This window comes from Peribacillus sp. P4_C12, from assembly GCF_056402095.1.
Genome location: NZ_JBFUIB010001131.1, coordinates 1 through 632 on the forward strand (window position 1 = coordinate 1; position 632 = coordinate 632).

Consider the following 632-nt stretch of genomic DNA (forward strand, 5'->3'; position numbering starts at 1 on the left):
AATATCTCTCCCACTACTACATAACAATATAAAAATGTGGCTACGAATTTCTCATGTCGATTGAATTTTGTGTGAATGACGAAAAATCTACATGTATGTCAAAAATAGTTGATGAAATTTATCAAATTATATCTTAAAACAAAAATGCTCGTTAAATTTTTACCCTTAAGCGTTTGTTTTTACTAATCTAACTTTAATTTTCCTCTGAAATAAGATACAATCTAACGGACGGCAAAGTTTTAAAAATATACAAGTGTAAACTTCTGCTCATGTTATTCAGTGTCTTAAAAAAATAAAAAGTTGCTAAAAACGTTGATGCAAACATAGTTTTGGAGGAATGTAAATAAATGATTACTGTAAATAATGTTGGTTTACGCTATGGCGATCGTAAACTGTTTGAAGATGTTAATATAAAATTCACGCCTGGTAACTGCTACGGACTAATTGGGGCAAATGGGGCCGGTAAATCCACGTTCTTAAAAATTCTTTCCGGTGAAATTGAAGCACAATCCGGTGATGTTCATATGGGGCCTGGCGAGCGCCTAGCCGTTTTAAAACAAGATCACTTCGCTTTTGAAGAAGAGGAAGTTCTTAAAGTAGTTATAATGGGGCATGAAAGATTATATGAAGTC

1 protein-coding gene is annotated in these 632 nt (G+C 33.1%); it reads left to right on the plus strand.

Annotated elements, in window-relative coordinates; all coding sequences use genetic code 11:
• Window positions 1-347: 347 nt before the first annotated feature.
• On the plus strand, window positions 348-632 hold a 285-nt coding region (locus AC1DUW_RS31765; RefSeq protein ID WP_477644571.1), incomplete at its 3' end, for an ATP-binding cassette domain-containing protein.